A 17,163-nucleotide genomic window follows, 5' to 3' on the forward strand; every position below is an offset into this window, starting at 1 on the left:
CTTAAAGGTGTTTAGAATATTCATTGGGCTAGAGTAGGTGAGTGGGTCTACCTTTGCCTTCTTCGCAACTATGATTGCCTCGCTCACCTTGGGTTGATCCTCAGGAACACGTAGAACTTCGCTTGCGAACCACTTTGCTGTCGCTAAGGCCTCAACGTTCTTCATTGGCTTGATGTAGTTCAAGAAGGCATTTCTCTCCTCCTCGAGGAGGTCATCTCTTTTTTTTAGCCATCCTTCTGCTGTATTATATACTCTCTTACTAATCATCTTCTTCGTCCTCCTCTTCTAGCCACTCATCAACGATGTCTTTCACTTCTGCTACATCCTCGTCTGTCACCACTTCACGACCTCTTTTCGTTTGTTTCATGTTTAATAGGTCAGTAGCGAGATTGTCTCCAATCTCAAATTGCTGTACTCTTTTATGACTTAATGTTTCCATACTATTATCTATTTATGTTGTTATATTTTTACTCCTCCTTTCTTCTTTGGCTTTAGCGTTATCTTCTTCTTGGTCTCTTGGGAGGTCTGCTCAATAGAAATATCAGGGTCGTTGGGGACTCCATTTTTGAAGAAAGTTCTAATTGCTGATCCATCCAGTCCAAACTCTTCCCGAAGTCCCTCCAATTCACCTTCCTTGTAGTTTGCCTGTACTTCCAATTGACCACTTTCATACCACTCTTTTTGAAGTCCTTCCAATTCTCCATTTACATAGTTATTTTGATAGCATGGTTGTCCACTTTTGTACCACTGTTCATGAGACCCTTCCTTTTTCCCTTCCTTATAACTTCCACGTGAACTCATTTGCCCATTATCATACCAAACCTCACTCAACCCATCTAATTGGTTATCTTTATAGCTTTCTCTGTAAGTAAGTTGCCCATTCTCGTACCATTTTTCACTTAGCCCATCCAGTATTCCGCTCTTGTAGTTTTTCTTGGACTTTAATTCACCATTTTCGTACCACTCTTGGCAGATGCCATCTAGCTTGCCATCTTTATAGATTTTTCTAAGTTCTTGCTCCCCATTTCTAAACCATGTCTCGCATACTCCATCTTCAATACCATCTTTATAGTTAATACTATATTCCATTTGTCCGTTTGGAAACCACTTTTCCTGTAGTCCATCCTTCCACCCTTCCTTATAGTTTTCACGGCAAAACAGCTGTCCATTAGGGTACCACTCCTCTCGAAGTCCATCCAATTCGCCTTGAATATAGTTCTCACAATATTCAAGTCTTCCATTGTCATACCACAATTTATGCTGCCCAGCTTTTTCCCCTTGTTTGTAGTACCCCTGAGCCCTAATACGTCCATTGTCATGCCATTCTTCGTACTGGCCTTCTTTCTTCCCATTCTTATAGCCCAATTTGTAGGAGGGTTTCCCATTTATATACCACGCCTCCTCCAGACCTTCTCTTATCCCATTACTGTAATTCCATCGCCTCCAAAGCTGACCATTTTCATGGAAGATCTCCATTGCCCCATGCTCAACACCATTCTTATAGTTTTCTCTTCTTACAGGCTTCCCATTTATTTTCCACATTTCTAGGGTGCCATCCACTTTCCCATCTTTGTAATTAGTGGAGATCGCTAGTTGTCCATTGTCCCACCAACTCTTTGATGGCCCATCTAGTTTGTCGTCTTTGTAGTTTTCAAAACTAATAAGTAAACCATCTTGGTTCCACCGCTTTGCCTCTCCATGCTTTAGATCGCCTTTATAGGAGGTGATACTCTTCAACTCACCATTATCCCAATACTCCTTTTCTACCCTTATCCCATTTGGGATGGTGGACTCATAATCCCTCTCCATACTATTATTGTTTAATGCTTCCATAATATCATATATTTATATTGTTATTTGTTTATTGTTTTATTCTCTATCAGTTTGTGAAGTCTTTAATCACCTTTGAGGACAGAAACACTCCATCCTTGTATAGACTTTGAGTCACTGTTCCATCAGCATTTGCCTCTTCCTGAATGCCATCTAGTTCATTATCCTTGTAGTTTTTTCGGTAGATAAGCTTTCCATCCTTGCTCCACTCTTCTTCTACTCCATTCCTCCTCTCCTCTTTGAAGGACATCCGAAATTGGAGCTGTCCATTGGGGTACCACTGTAGTTGTTCTCCTTCCCTCTTTCCATTCTTGTAGTTTATCCTGCAACGTGATCGACCATTGTCGTCCCACTCTTCATGTAAACCATGAGGGTTACCTTCTTTATAGGTTTCCTTTTGGAATAGTTTTCCATTCTCGTACCACTCTTCTATAACTCCATCTTGCTCCCCATTGACACAGTTTCCACGAACCCAAAGTGCCCCACTAGGGTATCTCGTTTCATAAGGTCCATACTCCCTCCCATCCTTAAAATTGATTTGAGAATAGAGTTGCCCATTGTCATACCACTCTTCACATAGTCCATTTAGCTTTCCCGCCTTATAGCTCTCTATGTATTCAAGGCCGCCACCTTTATTCCATGACTCCCTTAATCCATCTAGCTTGTCATTTTTGTAGTTTTCTCTGTAACTAAGCTGACCATTTTTATGCCACCACCGAGCTAGTCCCTCCCGCCATCCTTCTTTGTGGTTTATTTCAGAGTAGGGTTGCCCATTAGAGTGCCACTTTTTAGAGATGCCATCTAACAATCCATTATTGTAATTACATCGTGACTTGAGCTGCCCATTGGGGTACCACTCTTTTTGCTCCCCATCTTTTTCTCCTCCTTTATAGGTGGTAGCACATTTAAGGCAACCATTCTCGTACCACTCCTTCTCCACCCTAATGTCGTTTGGGGTGAGGGACTCGTTGACATGTTGAATACTATTATTATTTATAGTTTCCATAACATTATTTATTTGTGTGTTTATTTATGCTTTCATGCCTATTGTACTCTCTCTAGGGGCAATTATTGTTCTTTGTTCATTGCCCATCTTTATGAAGCTTTTGGCTCTTTTTTCTTGTTGAAGCTCGCCATTGTTATAGACACTCCTCGTAACACTTCCATCTTCATTTCGGGTCTCCACGAGCCCATGTCGTTGACCGTTCATGTAGTTTCCACGACTCTCTAGTTGCCCATCACGATCCCACTTTTCATAAAGGCCATCCAATTTGCCTTGGATAAAGCTCTTTCTAGATTCTAAATTTCCATTTTCGTACCATTCTTCCCGAGGACCTTCTAGTTTGCCATCTTTATAGTTGCACCGAGTTGCCAATTGCCCATTATTCCACCAATGTTCAATAGAACCATCAAGTCTACCATTTTTTGAGTTCCATTTGCTCTTGAGCAGTCCATTTTTCAACCAAGTCTTACACTCGCCTTCCTCTCTTCCTCCTTTGTAACTAATCTGTGTTTTGAGCTTTTCATTCTCCCACCAGCTCTCGCATAGTCCGTCTTTCAGACCTTCTTTATAGCTCTCTCTTGATAAGAGGCTTCCACTATCATAAAACCTCTCATGCAATCCATCTTTTTCCCCTTCTTTGTAATTAGTGCGTTCCTTGATCTGACCGTTTTTATACCACTCTTCCCGAAGGCCCTCTAATTTTCCATCCTTATAGTTTTCCCGAACCACAAGGGTTCCTTTCTCGTTCCACTCCTCTCTCAGACCATTTCTATTTCCGTCTTTATATGTTTCCCGAGCTTTAAGTTGCCCATTCTCATGCCACACTTCAAATAGCCCTTCATATCTACCACCATGGAACTGACCACGGATTTCAAGTTGTCCATTTTCGTACCAACGTTCTTGTACCCCCTCCACCTTTCCATCCTTGTATTTGGGCTTTTGTTTTAATTGACCATTGGGGTACCACTCTTCAATAACGCAATCACGATAACCACCACTATAGTTAATCTTAGACTCTAATTGACCATTCTCGTAGAAGCTCTCTTTAATCCCCTCCCTATTTCCATTTTTCCAATCTCCACAAGTCTTGAGCTGTCCATTGTCGTACCACTCCTCGCTAGGTCCATCAAGATTCCCATTCTTATAGTTTTCCCGAAGTTTGAGCTGTTCATTTTCATGCCACTCTTTATATTCTCCATTCTGCATATTCCCAAGAAATGGTAGAGATCTTGAGGCTATGTCACCATTTTCTTTTAACTCATAAAAGGCCCTTCTTCTCAATTTGTCGTCTTTTAATTTCTCAACAAACCGAATCCCATTGTATGGTACGTCCTGACGATCCCACCATTGGTTAAAGGCGTAGTCATTCGCACAAAAAGAGAGTAGCTTCCCATTTTTGAAGGCCACTTTTTTGGGCACACCATTATATTTGTTCCAATACTTCCATGCGTGTTCTGATAAATTCCCCTCTCCATCTCCTTGTAGTACACACCAAGGGTTAGCATCTTCTCCCCAATGAGTGTTGATAATCTTTCTCATTGCGAGTTGCCCCTCCTTGGTGTCCTCTACGTCATAGATGCGTATGGAAAAAGAAGAAGGACCAACTGTTCGTCCATTTGAGAGCTCAGGTACTGTGTCAGGGTCAATTGCCTTTTCCTTTATCTTGTATTGCTTAAAGGAGTTTAGGATCTTTAATGGGTTAGAGTAGGTGAGGGGGTCTACCTTAGCTCTTTTTGCAACCAAAATAGACTCATCTATACTAGTTTGGTCCTCTGGGACACGAATCATGTCGTTAGCATACCATTTTGCTGTCGCTAGTGCCGTTAGATTATCCATCGGTTGAATATAATTCAAGAAAGCTACCTTCTTCTCTTCTGAGAGGTCGCTTCTCTTCCCCAGCCATCCTTCTGCTGTTTTAAGTACTCTCTTACTAATCATTTTCTTTGCCCTCCCCAGCTAGCCACTCGTCAACGATGTCTTTCACTTCTGCTACATCCTCATCCGTCACCACTTCACGCCCCCTTTTCGTCTGGTTTTCATTTAGTAGGTCAAAGTCTATTGCGTTGTCACTCACTGTTGATTCAATTTTTTCATAATCTTGTGTTTCCATAATATTATATATTTAGTGTATTATATTTTTATTCCATTCGTCTTTTTAGGTTTTAGGGTTATCTTCTTCTTGTCCTCTTGCACCACTGTTGTTGGGTTGTTAGTGTTTTTTGGGGTTGGCTTTTCCTCTTTTCCATTTTTGTAGATTGTCCTTGAGATGAGCTTTCCACTCTTATCCCATCGTTCAAATAACCCTTCTGCTTTTTCATCTTTCCAATCTCCACGAGACATGAGTTGTCCATTCTCCCACCAATATTCATGGGTTCCGTCTGCCTTCCCATCTTTGTAGCTTTCATGTGACTTCATTTGCCCATTAGGGTACCACTTCTCACTTACCCCATCCAGCTTGCCTTGGATATAGTTCTCACGATTCTTGAGCTGACCACTCTCATACCATACTTCTAGGGTTCCATCAAACTTTCCATCTTTATAATTACAACGGTTCTCTAGCTGTCCATTTTCATGCCAACATACAGTTAGTCCTTCTCTTTTACCATCTTTGAACTCTGCTCTATAAGCTAGTTTCCCATTTTTGTACCACTCCTCTTGAATGCCCTCCTCCTTGCCATCCTTGAAGTTGTAGCTAAAAGAAAGTTTACCATCTTTGTTCCACCCTCTCCATATTCCATCCTTGAGCCCTCCTTTATAGGTTTTAATACACTTGAGACGACCATTTTCATGCCATTCCCTTTCTACCCTTGTGTCATCAGTAGTAGTAATTGCTTGTGCTCGTTCTATTCTTTCAATCAATGTTTCCATAATATTATATATCTATTTATTTATGTGTTTATGATATTATTTCACCACGTTTAGATTGTTCTTTTTCTCTATCTTTGTCAGTAATTATTACATGAACCATACTTACTTATATGAGCATTGAGAATAAGAAATTACCCGAAAAAGACACTCTCGAATTTAATCTGCTTCTAATTCGGTATTCGATGGATCTTGAGCTTCTGTATCTCCAGCATCGGAAGGACTTTTATCAGGGAACCTTGGTTGCAAATAGTACGTTATTTGCCTTGCTAATCGCCCATTTTGAAAAACCTCTATCGCCCACAGAGGACGAACAAACTCTTTTTCTTTATCTTGGGGTGCTACTTTTATTGGGTATCCTGCTAAGCGGTATATCGTTAGTTCGTTCTCTAAGACAAGTTCGTCAATACAGTCAAGTTCATCGGCGATTTGAGTCACAACAACCCTTACATCTCCAGCATCCCCCATTCGCCAAGGACTTTGATAAGAACCATTGGAAAATATTCTATGGGTTCTCCCTTCTTGACTACTCCTCAGGTTTTGTATTTCTTCTATCATGTGCGACCATTTTTCTTTGGCTTTTTTCCAAGTCTGCTTTAAGTTCCACATATCCATTTTATAGTAATATTATTTTGTATCTCAATAATTTTTATCGCTGTATCTTCGGGGCTTTTTGTTTGTACGTTTTGGGCATTATCCTCTGTCCAATTTTCTCTTTAGCAAGAGCTTTTGTTGCTAACTTACGACTTAAAAAGGGCTGAGATTTATTTGTGAACTCCTTCCACAGATCATCTTTCTCCTCTATGCTAGTATTAAACGCTTTCTCTTCTCGGAATAGGGAAGTGCACTTATTTTGTTGAAGTGCCTTTAGCTTTGTAATAGCACCATTGATGGCTTTGCTCCTTTTCCCTTTTCCATAGACTTGATGTTCCAATAGATATATGCCTGCTTCAACAGCTTCACTTTGCGTCTCAAAAGGAGTCTGGCTTAACGATGTGGCGTGATAAACGTTGCCATTTGCAGTAGCGTTTAGCTCGTATGCCCACATTCTGTTGTTTACTCTAAGAATTGTTAGCTCAAATCCTTCCTCGTCTCCACCCAACTCGCATTTGCCTTCTACTATCCTCACCTTGTCTGAGGTCTTGCTTATTTTCATCTCTAATTATCTATCTATAGCTTTCACTTGAAATATGTAATAGGTCACAAACCTCTCTTAGTCGGTCCGCAATCCTTTCTTTATATCTATCTGAGAGCGTATTAAGGTCTAGGTTAGAGGTAAAAATGGTTAGCTTTCTTGTTTCGTATCTTTGTAGCATTAGCTCCACCATAGGAGAAGAAAGGGTTCCATAGTTGTAGACTCCTAGTGGCTCAATTCCTAGATCATCAACTCCTAAGGCTTCGTATGATTTTATCTCATTAAAAAACATTCTATTCTCAACTGAGCAATCTGCTATTCGTATAGAATTGAATAGCCTCATAGAAGTTGTATAGCAACCATATTTTATCTTTTGACTATTAATCAACCGTTGGATCGCTTTCAACATCGTTGTTTTGCCATTTCCAACAGGACCGTAGATTAAGAGCCATGGCTTAGTATCTGGGGTTATGAGCCAGTTGGCAACCCGATAGAATATAGAGTTCAACTCCTCACCTTCTTTATATTCGTAGTTTCGCACAGCTACCTCGCTTCTGTAGCAATACATTAATGCTGTAGCCACCTCTTTGGCTGTTCCTAGCTGCGAAATTGCTTCGCTCTTAAACGTTTGTTTTGCTTGAGAGTTTTGTAGTGTGTTGAAATCTAGGATCGCATCTATGTTTATGTTTCCTATCTTATTCATTGTGCCCTCTTATATCGTTGATTTATTAACTCCAATCTTAGTGGCATTCGCATTGACGAGGCAGCTAGGCACTGTCTCTCTTCCACCTCCTTCTTTCCTTCTTGGTCGGAAAAAGCCAGAATAGTTGTTTGCAATGCTTGTTCTGATTATTTCGGTTGCTGTTTGTGAGTCCCCTTTACTATATTCCACCAATTGGTCATAGCACATCTTAGTTGCCATGTCTGACTTATACGGTTGCCCATTTAGCTTCTTATATTTCAGCCAATCAAAGAAAGGAACCTTTAACTCCTCCGCTACATACGAGTACGATTTGGGTATCTCCTCCTTAGTCTTTTCCTTTTTGCTTTGTGTCTCACCCTTATTATCTCCACCTTGAGCAACCACTTTTTTGTCATCAGTGTTTTTCGGATTTTCTATCTCCTTCTCCACCTCTACATTTGGACTTGGTTCTTCGTTAGAAGGTTCTTGTGTTGGCACCTCGACCTCCTGAACCTTATCTACTTGTTGGTTAAACATAGGCTTTGAGGGGGTGTCTTGCCTCCTTTTCCTATATATTGGGTCTAGTTGATCTACAAATTCTTGGCACCATATTATTCGGTGCGATAGCCATAAATCTGGGTCTATAGCGTCTAGTTCCACTAACATATTTAGTATGTCTTCTGCCAACTCTTCACTGACGCCAGTGCTTGCGGTCAGGTAAAGCCAATTGGCCGGTTTATCGCACGCATAGTATAACCCCTTCTCTGCTCCTAGCATTTCTAGTAGTTGGTACCAGAAAGCATACCCATCATTTCCAAACTTACTCTTTAAGATGTAGAGCATTTTTGCATCTCTTGACCCCACATAATGTGGAAAGTAGTCCACACCTATTTTCGGTAATCTTGCCATATTCCCTCTTTTGTTTATAATTTGTCTTTGCTGTCTAGGAGTGAACTTATACTATCATTATCTAGTTGAAACTGTTCTCTCACTGCTTGTGGCCTTTCATTTATCTTTTGTCTCATTTGATCAAGAATTTCTTTTATGTCTGCTTTAGTGAAGAAAACAAACCTGCCAACTCTTGTACCCTTGATCCTTCCTTGTTTTAGCCATGTATAGATGGTGTCAGGACTTTTTCCCATCCACCCCGCCAACTCCTTAACTGTAACTAAGACTTCCGTTGCGTCCCCATATAGGAAGTAGTCTTGGCTATTCTTCAAAGCATCAATCTCATCCTTCTTGAAAATGGCAATCCCATTGTGAATAATCTGTTTAATCTTCCCATCTCTCACACGATCCATAAGAGTAGATCGTGAGTAACCAATTAACTCACATACCTCTTTGCTCGTGTAATATTCAGTTCCCTCGACTAGTACCATACTTATATCAGCTTTGACAGATTTTTTCAACTCGTTCTAAACAACTTTGAGCCTTATCTTTTAGACTCATTGAGACCTCTAAAATTGCTCTAAGACTATACATCTCGGCTTCTAGTATTAGTCTGTCTTTCATTATCTCTCTTTCCTTCTCAAGACCGATTACGCATCCATCATTGTGTGTTCTTTCAATGCTGTACATAGTCACCTCCTTGTTTTTTTTTGATTGTTAATACTTTCTGTTGTTATTTATAGGCACCTCATAAAGCCCTCCTTCTCTCTCTCCTTTGCAACCTCAATTGCAATCTGAGTGGCTTCCATAAACCTCTTATCGGCATTGAGAAAGTCTGCGAGCAAGCTAATAAGGGTAACATCACTCGCTGTGCATGATAGCAAGGTCGCATCGTCGACCTCTGGATCGTTAGCTAAAAGCAGATAATTGCTTGCATGTTTATCTATTCCTTTTGCAAGGATGTCCAATGTCGTTTCTTTTTTGTTTTCCATAATCTTTGTTATTCTTAAATCCATTCGTGAATTTCCATTTTATAGTATTCTCTAAGCTGTGTCTTGATCAGCCTTAGAGTCTCTTCCCATCCTCTGAACCCTCCTACTTGTCTGTCATCGACGTATATGTCGGCATAGACTTTGCGACAATCGTTGTTGAAGCGATTAATATTCTCTGGGGAGTTTTGGTTGATGTGATCAAACTTAATGTTGTTGTCTTTCATCCACTCAGTTGCTTCTACTTTGCTCAATCCATCTCGACAGGTCCAAATAATCACTGTACAATACTGGTTGAGATATTCAAGTGCTTCCTTCGCTCCCTCTTGAATCTCTCCAATAAGTGGGTAGTTGTCTTTAACTATCACACCATCAAAATCAATGGCAATAATCGGTTTGTTTTTTTTCTTCATTCTGCTTGTGTTCTCTTGTTCGTTACTAGTTATACTATCTATCTCTTTACTAAAGAATTTAATCTCCTTTCTTATCTTTTGCCTTGTTATTTTGGCGTATATCCTTGTAGTCCTTGTATCGCTGTGTCCAAGCATCTTGGCAATTGTCTCGAGGGAGACTCCAGCGTCAAGTGAAAGCGTTGCGAATGTGTGCCTCGCCACGTGATATGTCAACTTGGTTTTTATGTTTAGTTCAGCTGCTATCTCCTTTAGATATTTGTTTATATTTTGATTGGAGATGATTGGCATGAATGGCTCTTCCTCTGTATGTCCCTCTTTGTATTTATTTATTATAAACTGTGCAGGGGCAATGAGAGGAATGTCTGCCTCTACCTTTGTTTTCAGTCGGTCTTTGATGATAAACTCGGTGTCACCAATTGTTTTGATGTGCCCCTTTGTGAGGCTTTTAACATCGCAATAAGAAAGCCCTGTAAAGCAAGCAAATAGAAACATTTCTTGTGCTTTGCTCAAATGCTTTTTCTCAAATCGTGCGTTATACAAAACCTTTAGTTCTTCTCCATTAAGTGGAACGACTTTGCTTTCTTTCTTGGGAAGCTGGCATTTAGCTATCCTAGAATAGGCAATATACGAGCAGTCCTGTGCATAGTTTGCTACTGATTTTAGGTAGACTAAGTATTTGCTAGCGGTATTCTCCTCGTAACCACATGTGTTGAGTAGGTATGATTCGTAGTCATAAAACACTTGCTCTGTCAAGTTCCTAATACTTAAGCTGGATAGCTTTTTGGACTGTCGTGTAAATGCCTCAAAGAGCCTTAGTGAGTTGACCCACCTGTTTCGGGTCTTCTTGCATACATTTGTCTTCTCTTGCTCTTTTTGTCTGATACCAAGGTATTCCTTGTAGACATCAAGGATTGACAACGGTTTTGTCTTGTTTTTAGAAAGCAAGTACCTTTTTTTAATGTCCTCAAGGGAAAAGTTGTCGCCCTCTTCAAATGCGATGCGTTCCATCTCAACTTTCTCTTGCATAAGCTGTAGGTTATACTCATTGCAGTTTGGGCACTCGCTCGTTACTTGATTTGATTTCAAGTAAGTTGGATCGGTCAGGTAAATTCCAATTTGCCCAACTGTAATCCGTTCCCCTCCAAATGATATTCTCATTAGAAGCGGATATAAACCATTCTTCAATGGTTTTTTCCTTACATAGAAGGTTACTTTTACACTCTCTTTCATCACGTAAGTTGTTTTCATGTTGTTGTTATCTAAAAGAATTAACGGGTACACTTCGCAAGCAATTTCACAACTCCAAGTCAGAAAGAAAAAGTTGCCATTATGCTGCCAATTCGTTGACAACCTATTTTGTTATGTCCTAATAAGAACGATAACAAGCTGATTGTCAGTCTAGTACAAATGACTACTGAGATGGGAACTAAAGATGATTGTAGTGCCGAAAAACAAGAAAAAGTGCTATAAACCTTGGTCTATAACACTTTTCTGTAGAATGAAACTTTTAAGAGAGAGCCGAGGAGATGAATCTCACCGCCTATAATAATAGCGAGCTAATCGCTGCTTATCAATGGACGGTCAATACCTTTGTGCTACCAGAGCCAGTGGCACCTCTCCAAGGAAGTGCTGCTCTCTCCGACTAAAGCCAAACGGAGACTGCCTCGGTAGTCTCAGCTTATCTACACTAAGTGGAAGTAGGGAAGAGTCCCCATTCCACAACTATTAATTTGTAAGGAATAGCCACTATCAAAGTATCCGAAACGCTTTGATAGTGGCTATTTTTTTTGTTTAACCTCTCGTCAGAAGTAGAAAAGGTAGGAGAGTAGTGCCGAGCGACCTCTCAATTGGTACCACGAGCGATTGCTCTCGGTAGCACTATAGCTAGTAAATCCATACTCCTGCTGATTGAGGAGATTGTGGAGGTGCAACTTGAAATTGCCTATGGTGGTGCGGTACTCACCCACAGTGCTGAGGAGAAATAGATGCTTCATCTCATGCATCCGCCATTCCTTCCCTTGATGCTCACAGAGAAGCGTGAGGTGTAAGTCGTCGGTAGGTGAATAGGTGACATCTAGTGTCCCTAAGAGCGTATGGAGTGGATCAAGCTTCTGAGTGGCATACCACATCTGAGAGCGAGTAACATTGTAGGATAGCTTGCCCGACCAGTGCTTTGCTAGATCACATTGTACTTCACCCCAAGTTGATAGGTTCATCATCTGCGACGTTTGTTCCACCTCCCGACGCATCGTTTGGTAATGGGCATAATTGCCCGAAAAGCCGGCCGATACCTTGCTTTTTATCTTCCGAAAGTAGCGAGAAATATAGCTATTGAGCTGATAATTACCATAGGTATTGTCCCCTTTCACCAGTTCCAGACGATTCAAGTCGACCGTTGGGTTATCCGTTAGAAAGTGATCCGAACGTCCATATCTTCCCGAGAGGGTGATTGTGCCATACAGCTCCTGTACTGGTTGGCGAAACTTCAGGTTGATGCTAGCATAAAGACCTTGGCTACTCGTTAGCTCTCCAGCTCCCAACCGCTCCTGCCGGTAGGTAGTGAAGAATGGCTGTCGCATCAGATCTAGTAGGCTCCCCACCTCTTGGTAATAATTGACCATCCCAAATAGGTGCCATACCCTATTGAGCCGGTACATATAATTGAGTGATGGAGAAAGAAGTAGATGCGACGCCTGATCCGCTTCGCCATACTTCAGTACCGCCAATGTGGTTGGTAGCTCAAATGAGATATTGTTGTCTCCTAGAGAGAAACGCCACAGGCGAGGCGATACTTTCAGATCCCATCGTTGCCCTTTCGTATATTCTGCCCCATCCTTGTGAATCTTATCCCGTACATAGCTTCCCTCTATCGGAATGGCCAATTGCCATCCTTTCTTTAAGGGAAATAGAAAAGAAGTGGAGAGGCTAGCCCTCATCACCTCCTCGCTAAACTTCTGCTCTATCAGAGGGGCAGAGAGGGAGAGAAGCGGTGCATTTTGGTAGGAGAGCTTACTGTGGAATGAAAGCACCTTTCGCCCGAAGCGTTGACTCCAAGCGAGGCGATTTTGCACCAAGTGCGATCGGAGATCTATCTCTTGAAGCATCGGAGTGGCGGAGCGGAAGATCTGATCCTTTTGATGCTGCCTTAGCCCCACATACTCTACCGTCTCATTCAAGTAGTTGTTACGCTCATTGCGTTTGTACTCCAGCATTGCCCTCCCCAGCTGCTCACGAGATCTCGTGTGGACCTCATGCTCATTGAGCACCACATCTTCTGCCTTTGAAGGAGCGAAAAAGGTCAATTCATTACCATAGGAGTGCCGACTAGTATAGTCCGAGTAGCTAAGGTCTGCCTTCAGTGTTCGGTCGGTCGAAAATTGGTAAATCGTTTTGGCCTTTCCTTGACCGCCCCGCTGGCGTAAGTAGAAATGTGGAGAGAGGGAAGGCTCAGGTGCCGAAAGACCCATAGGCAGGCTCGAGAGCAAAGGACTCGAGGGCATCAAAGGGGTAATGACCGAGTGCTTCACCTCATCAGTTGCGTTGAAGTCCTTATCTAGTCGTCCCTCCACCGTGCTCTGCCACCTTGGTTGAGCATAGAGGAGATAGCCCATTCCTCGGTAGGCCAATTCCTTCTGGCTATCTACCCCTGCCCCGATCTCCGCCTTGCCATTAGCCCGGCCACGAGCCTTATGGTTCAGTACCAGATTCATCACGATCTTATCGTCACTCACCAGGTCCTTCAGCATCTTAATGTCCTGCTGATTCTCCATAATCTCTACGCGGGCGACCTTGTCATACCTTAGGTTTTGAATAGTACTTTGGTAATCCCTGCCCAAGACATCCATATTGTCGATGGTCAGCTTATCCACTGCCCTGCCGAGATACGAAATCGATCCCGCCTTAGAAACCTCCACCCCAGGGAGCTTCTTCAGAGCATCCTGTAGCGTTACATCTCGTTGGCTCACAAATCTCCCTAGGTGATAGACCGTCGTATCGCCATGCTGTACAATGCGGGGGGCCTCCACCACCAAATCCTTCAGCTCTCTATTGGAGGGGGAGAGCTGGTAGGTGTGTAACTGGCTATCGGTCACTTTTGTCTGAAAAGGCTCATAAGAGAGGTGATTAAAAGCAAGCGTACAAGGCGGCGTAGCTTTGGGAATGCTAAACTTACCTTGGGCATTGGAAGTGGCAAATGCCTTCGTCTTTCCCTCTAAAATTACCTTCACCATCACCCCTCTAATGGGCTGACCACTCTCGTCATCTACCACCACTCCACTCACCTGAGCTGTTGCCGATACCCAGACCAAGAGGAGCCACAGACCTATTAGCCACTGTCTCATCGGTTACTCCTTTTCCAAGAAGATAAAACCATTGGGAAATGAACGCATTAATACGATCCCATCATTCGCAAAAACAACCGTCTTACCATTCTCTCCCTTCCTTACAGTCATACTGGTGACGCCTGCTGATAACCCTTTGCTTTCCTGCTTAGGATAGAAGGCATGATACAGCTCCAAGAAGCCCTCTCTATTGATCTCAAAAGCACTTTCTGGGCGAACGAATGGCGGTACTATTCCTCTTTTGTTGCGAATCTCGGCCAATTCAAAGGTGATCTCTCCCGTGCTATCTTCTGCCGCCAACACCAATCCAGGTAGCCCAGCCAATTTCCATGGACCATAAGGTAGAGGTATCTCCTCTGTGTACCAAGCCGTCCACTGCCTACCAGCAAAGTCCAACTTCGCTTCGTGGCAAAGGTACCCTGCTATCTCCTTACTCCCTTCGCCCAGCTCCCAAGCCGTTGGAAAAGGCTCGGTATAGTAATAGCGATTGGGTAGGATCGGCTCGTGATGCTCCATCTCTTGTCGCTCTAGATCTAGGTAGAGCTTTGGTAGGAAGAAGCACTCTGCTGCTGCTTCACGCACCTCTGATTTTTCTATCACGGTAGGATCAATATCGTCCAAAGCTCTGAGAGAGTCGGTCTTGTAGGCAGCATAGTCCTCCACTACCGCTCTGGTGTCTCCTACACTCAGCATCACAAACGTTACATCCACTGCCCCTTCTGGGTTGGTGGGTTCGTGCTTCAGCAACTGCTTATAAATAACATTGAGCTGTGCCGGCTCCACATTCTGTGCACTAATCTTAAAGGAGACCAGCAAAAAGGCTCCTAAAATAAAGATGCTCACTCTTTTCATAATAAAATCGTATCTCACTACAAGTTAAGTAACTACTTGTGCAAGATACGATTTTTTTTATTTATAAAAACGATGAGTGCTTTCTCTTCGCATTAGAGGAGGAATATGATCACCAGCTGTGCCGCCAGTACCCTTAAGAACATCGTGAGCGGGTAGACCGTGGCATAGCCCACTGCGGCAGCATCGCTATCGGAGAGGCTATTGGCGTAGGCTAGGGCAGGTGGGTCGGTGGTGGCACCTGCCATCATACCGCTGAGCTGTAGGTAGTTGAGCTTAAATACAAATCGACCGAGTAGCCCCACCACCAGTAGTGGAATAAGGGTGATCAGTAGACCGTAGCCCACCCACACAAAACCGCCATTATTCACTAGCGTATCCACAAAGCCATTGCCAGCGTTGAGCCCCACACAGGCGAGGAATATGCTGATGCCCATCTCCCGAAGGATGAGGTTGGCACTCGTGGTAGTGTAGGCTACTAATTTTAGTTTGTAGCCAAAGCGGGCAATGAGTATCGCTACCACTAGTGGGCCACCAGCCAATCCTAGCTTCACTGGCTGAGGAATACCTGGGAACATAATCGGAATAGAGCCGACAAATATACCTAGGGCGATCCCTAGAAAAATAGTCACCAGGTTGGGTTCATTCAGTCTCTTGACGGAGTTGCCAATCAACTCCTCCATACTATCAATGGCGGCATCACTTCCCACCACATTGAGGCGGTCGCCGTATTGAAGGGCAAAGTTGGGCGAAGCTACAATCTCCACCCCTGCTCGGTAGATGCGGGTGACATTGACGCCATACAGAGCTCTTAGGTTGAGACTCTTGAGAGTTCGGCCATTGATCTCTCTATTCGTCACTACTAGCTTGCGAGAAATATATTTCGAGCCCTCTAGTATCCAGCGCTTGCGGTCAATGTGTAGCTTCCGACCCACCGTCACGATGAGGGCATCAATATGTGGCTGCTCGGTGATGACAAATATCCGATCCCCCTCCGAGAGTACGGTATCTATAGTGGCGATGTGTATTTCGTCCGTCTCCTTTTTCCATATCCTTGAAACTACAAACTTTCGACCGTGTAGCAGCTCTGTGAGCGACTTTACGGTATGCCCAAATAGAGCAGGGTTGGTCACTTGTAGCGAAATAGGGATTGCCGAAAGCTCCTCCTCGGATCGCTCTTCCTCTAGCTTCGCCTCCTCCTCCTTGATATTCACTCTTCCGATCCAGCGGATCAGTATAATGGAGAGGATGATTCCTATCACGCCTAGAGGATAAGCTACCGCATAGCCCATGCCGATAGAGGGGTCTTCAATGCCGGTTATCTCAGAGTAGGCCTGCTGTGCCGCTCCTAGCCCAGGGGTATTGGTGATGGCACCACTCATGATGCCCACCATCGTCTGCAGAGGCACTCCCGAAAGGAAGTAAATCACCGTCGTTACCACCACAGCCAGTACCACATTGAGGGTGGCGAGCAGGTTGAGGGTACGCCCTCCCTTTTTGAAGTTGCTAAAGAAACTAGGCCCTACCTGTAGCCCTATTGAGAAGACGAAGAGTATCAGTCCAAACTCCTGAAAAAAGTGCAAGAGACTCCTATCCACCTTCATTCCTAGCTCCCCAAAAAGGATGCCAACAAAGAGGATAAACGTGGCGCCAAGCGAAATGCCAGCGATCTTCACCCTGCCAAGCAAAATTCCTAGCATAATTGTCAGGGCAAGAATCATTAGTGAATGTCCTACTCCACTACCGAAGAGTAGTTCTTGAAACCAGTTCATAATAGTATCAAATTGTCTAATATATTAATAATAGTGGGATTTCCATCTAGGCTCATCACTACAAAGATACCAATTATATTGAGATGGCGATATCGGTACTGGCAGGAGTTACGCATTAGAAAAGACTATTGTGCGAATGATGATATACAATCTGTTGAGGATAATGGCGTAAGGACCTCGGCAGAGGTCCCTCTTAAATAGGCACAGGTCGGAGGGGCGTTAGCCCCGAACGACCTGTGTGCAAGAGCATATTCACCACCTGCTTGACCCCGGCTGAGGGGTCAGACCTAGAGATAGGGTTGTCCGACCCCTCGGCCGGGGTCGCAAGGGTGTGTGGTACCTCTTTATACACAGGTCTACGGCACTGCGTGCCTTGACCTGTGCCTATTTAGCACGG

General features: G+C 43.3%; 16 protein-coding genes and 1 pseudogene. All 17 read right to left on the reverse strand.

Going from position 1 to position 17,163, the window contains the following annotated elements:
• Nucleotides 1-267 (reverse strand): annotated as a pseudogene (locus A3GK_RS10730) (toxin-antitoxin system YwqK family antitoxin); the annotation flags it as partial.
• The gene (locus tag A3GK_RS0108710) at nt 260-439 is read right to left on the reverse strand and encodes a hypothetical protein (RefSeq protein WP_018029069.1); all 180 of its coding nucleotides are present in this window, start codon (nt 437-439) and stop codon (nt 260-262) included. The pseudogene A3GK_RS10730 and the gene A3GK_RS0108710, both read right to left, overlap by 8 nt.
• Nucleotides 440-459: 20 nt before the next feature.
• Complete coding sequence (locus tag A3GK_RS0108715; protein WP_018029070.1) at nt 460-1,833, reverse strand: toxin-antitoxin system YwqK family antitoxin; 1,374 nt, start codon at nt 1,831-1,833, stop codon at nt 460-462.
• Between the two features lie 46 nt (nt 1,834-1,879).
• On the reverse strand, nt 1,880-2,836 hold the full coding sequence (locus A3GK_RS0108720) for a toxin-antitoxin system YwqK family antitoxin (RefSeq protein WP_018029071.1): 957 nt from the start codon (nt 2,834-2,836) through the stop codon (nt 1,880-1,882).
• 24 nt (nt 2,837-2,860) lie between these two features.
• The gene (locus A3GK_RS11080) at nt 2,861-4,771 is read right to left on the reverse strand and encodes a toxin-antitoxin system YwqK family antitoxin (RefSeq protein WP_018029072.1); all 1,911 of its coding nucleotides are present in this window, start codon (nt 4,769-4,771) and stop codon (nt 2,861-2,863) included.
• Entirely contained in the window at nt 4,764-4,943 is a 180-nt protein-coding gene (locus tag A3GK_RS0108730; protein WP_018029073.1) for a hypothetical protein, read from the reverse strand. Before A3GK_RS0108730 ends, A3GK_RS11080 begins: the two co-directional genes overlap by 8 nt.
• A gap of 20 nt (nt 4,944-4,963) precedes the next feature.
• The gene (locus tag A3GK_RS11085) at nt 4,964-5,701 is read right to left on the reverse strand and encodes a toxin-antitoxin system YwqK family antitoxin (protein ID WP_018029074.1); all 738 of its coding nucleotides are present in this window, start codon (nt 5,699-5,701) and stop codon (nt 4,964-4,966) included.
• A gap of 156 nt (nt 5,702-5,857) precedes the next feature.
• Nucleotides 5,858-6,307, reverse strand: a complete 450-nt coding sequence (locus A3GK_RS0108740) for a hypothetical protein (RefSeq protein WP_244860741.1) — start codon at nt 6,305-6,307, stop codon at nt 5,858-5,860.
• 40 nt (nt 6,308-6,347) lie between these two features.
• The gene (locus tag A3GK_RS0108745; RefSeq protein WP_018029076.1) at nt 6,348-6,854 is read right to left on the reverse strand and encodes a hypothetical protein; all 507 of its coding nucleotides are present in this window, start codon (nt 6,852-6,854) and stop codon (nt 6,348-6,350) included.
• A gap of 10 nt (nt 6,855-6,864) precedes the next feature.
• Entirely contained in the window at nt 6,865-7,536 is a 672-nt protein-coding gene (locus A3GK_RS0108750; RefSeq protein ID WP_018029077.1) for an ATP-binding protein, read from the reverse strand.
• 9 nt (nt 7,537-7,545) lie between these two features.
• Nucleotides 7,546-8,424 carry a DUF4373 domain-containing protein gene (locus tag A3GK_RS0108755; protein WP_018029078.1) on the reverse strand — a complete coding sequence of 293 codons (879 nt, stop codon included), beginning with the start codon at nt 8,422-8,424 and terminating at the stop codon, nt 7,546-7,548.
• Between the two features lie 14 nt (nt 8,425-8,438).
• Nucleotides 8,439-8,894, reverse strand: coding sequence for a helix-turn-helix domain-containing protein (locus tag A3GK_RS0108760; RefSeq protein WP_018029079.1), 456 nt, complete (start codon nt 8,892-8,894; stop codon nt 8,439-8,441).
• 246 nt (nt 8,895-9,140) lie between these two features.
• The gene (locus A3GK_RS0108770; protein WP_155799487.1) at nt 9,141-9,395 is read right to left on the reverse strand and encodes a hypothetical protein; all 255 of its coding nucleotides are present in this window, start codon (nt 9,393-9,395) and stop codon (nt 9,141-9,143) included.
• A gap of 14 nt (nt 9,396-9,409) precedes the next feature.
• Nucleotides 9,410-11,053, reverse strand: coding sequence for a site-specific integrase (locus A3GK_RS11090; RefSeq protein ID WP_081605326.1), 1,644 nt, complete (start codon nt 11,051-11,053; stop codon nt 9,410-9,412).
• A 554-nt stretch (nt 11,054-11,607) separates the two neighbouring features.
• The gene (locus A3GK_RS0108785) at nt 11,608-14,145 is read right to left on the reverse strand and encodes a carboxypeptidase-like regulatory domain-containing protein (protein WP_018029084.1); all 2,538 of its coding nucleotides are present in this window, start codon (nt 14,143-14,145) and stop codon (nt 11,608-11,610) included.
• A 3-nt stretch (nt 14,146-14,148) separates the two neighbouring features.
• Nucleotides 14,149-14,997, reverse strand: a complete 849-nt coding sequence (locus A3GK_RS0108790) for a GLPGLI family protein (protein ID WP_018029085.1) — start codon at nt 14,995-14,997, stop codon at nt 14,149-14,151.
• Between the two features lie 92 nt (nt 14,998-15,089).
• Nucleotides 15,090-16,766: a putative transporter gene (locus A3GK_RS0108795; RefSeq protein WP_018029086.1), complete on the reverse strand. Its 1,677-nt coding sequence runs from the start codon at nt 16,764-16,766 to the stop codon at nt 15,090-15,092.
• Between the last annotated feature and the right edge of the window lie 397 nt (nt 16,767-17,163).

This window comes from Porphyromonas somerae DSM 23386 (genome assembly GCF_000372405.1).
GTDB lineage: Bacteria > Bacteroidota > Bacteroidia > Bacteroidales > Porphyromonadaceae > Porphyromonas_A > Porphyromonas_A somerae.